This window comes from Xanthovirga aplysinae (assembly GCF_009711365.1).
Lineage (GTDB): Bacteria > Bacteroidota > Bacteroidia > Cytophagales > Cyclobacteriaceae > Xanthovirga > Xanthovirga aplysinae.
In genome coordinates this window covers 1-2,712 of record NZ_SMMB01000613.1, presented here as the reverse complement: position 1 = coordinate 2,712, position 2,712 = coordinate 1, and the positions used below count along the sequence as shown (strand labels likewise).

Genomic DNA, 2,712 nt, shown 5'->3' with positions numbered 1-2,712 from the left:
AATTTTAAAAGTTTAAAACATGAACCGAATTTTTATAGGATTTGGCATAAATTAGCTGATAAAACAACACTTATTTCATTTGCCTTTATGAATCATCGCATCCTTCTATTCAATGCAGAACGAATGGCTCGATCCCGTTTGTACACATCGGGATGAAACAAAAGGTTCCCCTTTTCATCCGAGAAAGCTGTAAAATAAACCAATAAAACAGCAACATCCTGCTCAAAATAATATCGAACTGTTTTTCCCTCTTCGAGAATATCATCAATCGTTAACCCTTTCCCATTGGTTTTATCCAATAAAATTTCGGACATGTAAAGAGCATCTTCAACCCGTATACACCCATGACTGAAAGCACGATTTTCTTTTTCAAATAAGCGCTTATTAGGTGTATCGTGTAAATAAACATTATATGAGTTCGGAAAGATAAATTTTACCAAACCCAAAGCATTAGAAGAACCTGGTCGTTGTCGAATGATAAAAGGGAAATTCCCACCACTGTACTGATTAAAATCCACTTTGGAAGGATTAACGACATTCCCATTATAATCTAGCAGGGACATTCTATGTCTACTCAAATAAGAAGGGTTTTTCTTCACTTGAGGGAGGATTTCGTTTTTGGTGATTGATCGAGGGACGTGCCAGTAAGGGTAGTATTCAATATATTCAAGTCGAGATTGAACTTCAGGGCTTCTCAAATAAGTTCTGCCAATAATTATCTTCGATTTTAACCTTCTTTTACCATCCAAAAATAAGAACAGTTGAAAACCTGCCTCATTCACCAACAACATATTTGGTGTTAAGTCTTCACTCAACCAACGAAGGCGCTCCAAATTAACTTTCAAAGCCTGAAGACGTTTTTTGGGAGTTACATTTAAGGCTTCAATTGTTGATTTCCCGATTACTCCGTTTGCTTGAAGACCATGGTTGGATTGAAATTTCTTGACTGCCCTTTCCAAAGATTCATCAAAATAAAAAGATTGGAATTCAGGTTCAAATAAATAGAAGTTCAACAAGGTAAGTCTTTCTCTAACCAGTTGAACAATTTCAGTTGTATCCCCTTTTTTTAATTCCCTTCTAAATGGAATAGCAGACCAGTCTTTTTTGTTTTTTTGAATTCTCTGGTATTCCTCAATTCCTTTTACCGTTTTCTGATAAAAGGAATGTTTTGGCCTTTGAGAAAGCAGCGCCTGTTTTACTTGGTGATTTTGAAGACCTTCAAATAAAAAATTTGGGGTTCCCTTACTAAACTCTTCCTCATATTTGGTGCGGGGCACCAGTGTTTTCTTTTGTAACTTCCCCTTTTTCAGATGAAGAGCCATTAAAAAAGCAGCATCAGTCAACATCAGGTCCAACTCAACTTTTTGAACTGGAGACAATTGATCTCTTTTAGCTATCCTTTTTAAAAGAATTTCCAAATAATAATCTTCAGGAAGCAAACCATCATGATCAATAGTTTTTATACATTCAATGAGCTGATTCAGGTCTTCAGGGAAATTCCATGCTAAATGATAATCTCTCGACTGGTAAAAGTGAGGAATTACATTCGCCGAAGTAATCTTTTTGCCTTCAATCTCCAATGGGACATTTCGCGAAAGGCGTTCCACCTGATTCTTTAATAATTTTTGTAAATACCAGGTAGATTTTTTGTAATCGGCAGAAAAACCTTCCTCCTGGTCTGTTGTGTTTAAAACTGGTTGGGCAGAAAAAATATTGAGAAGCCCGGAGATAAGCAAACCTACGATCCACACTTTCATCATCACCGCGCTTAAAGCGCAAAAAACTTTAATAAAATAACAACTGGAAATCAGAAATACATCCCAATGACCTCCCGAAAAAATGGAGAAGGAATTGAAAAGTCGAAACGAAAAAAGAGGATTCCACAAAAAAAATAGTGGAAAAAACTTAAAAGGAAATCCTATAACGAGCTGAAATAACCGACCCTAGAAAAAATGAAAAGATACCCCCTTAAATTACATTATCATTAAGCATTAAAAAATTGAATCTTACTTTTTAAGGTTTGGGGATTCTATTTTACTTATCTATAATTTCCTTTACCAACCCTTAATTCATTAAATTAAATCTGATTTCTGAACATATTCGTCGCTCGGAGCATAAATATACAGAGCGGATTTATCCTTTATCCTATCTATCACCTTCTTATAATCTTTCTTTGGCAGAGCCGGACAACCAAAGCTGCGCCCCAGACGGCCAAATCTCTGTACAAAGCTGCTTTCCGCATAATCGGCAGAATGTATAACAATTAACCTCCTTCGGGCATTATCATTTATTCCTTCCTCCAAACCATCCAACCGCAGAGATAGACCATGTTTACCAAAGTAGGTTTCTGCAGTAAGAAACAATCCAAGACTACTTTGAAGGGATTGAGGAATATTGGAAAATTCTGTGGCCATTTTTAGGCCTGAATTTCTTCCGTGAGCCACCAGACTTTTATAAACAATCTTTGCCTTCCTCAAATCAATCACAAAAAATCGCTTTTGGTCAGATGGCTTTGAGAAATCAATAATAGTAAGGATATTCCCCTTAAAATCAATATCCTTTTCTTTTAGACTTTTCCAGCCTTTATAAGCCCACTTAAAAGATTGATAGTTTAATTCATTGTCATTAATTTGTTTAAAAAGACCTTTGACGGATATTTCATCCAAATCCAGACTTTCGGTGTCTGTTGTATGATTTTTATTTTCTTTTCTT

General features: G+C 35.7%; 2 protein-coding genes. Both read right to left on the bottom strand.

Going from position 1 to position 2,712, the window contains the following annotated elements; translation table 11 throughout:
* Positions 1-92: 92 nt before the first annotated feature.
* On the bottom strand, positions 93-1,760 hold the full coding sequence (locus tag E1171_RS03285; protein WP_155204044.1) for a L,D-transpeptidase family protein: 1,668 nt from the start codon (positions 1,758-1,760) through the stop codon (positions 93-95).
* Between the two features lie 312 nt (positions 1,761-2,072).
* Positions 2,073-2,712: murein L,D-transpeptidase catalytic domain family protein (locus E1171_RS03280; protein ID WP_155204042.1), on the bottom strand; the 640-nt coding region annotated here is incomplete at its 5' end.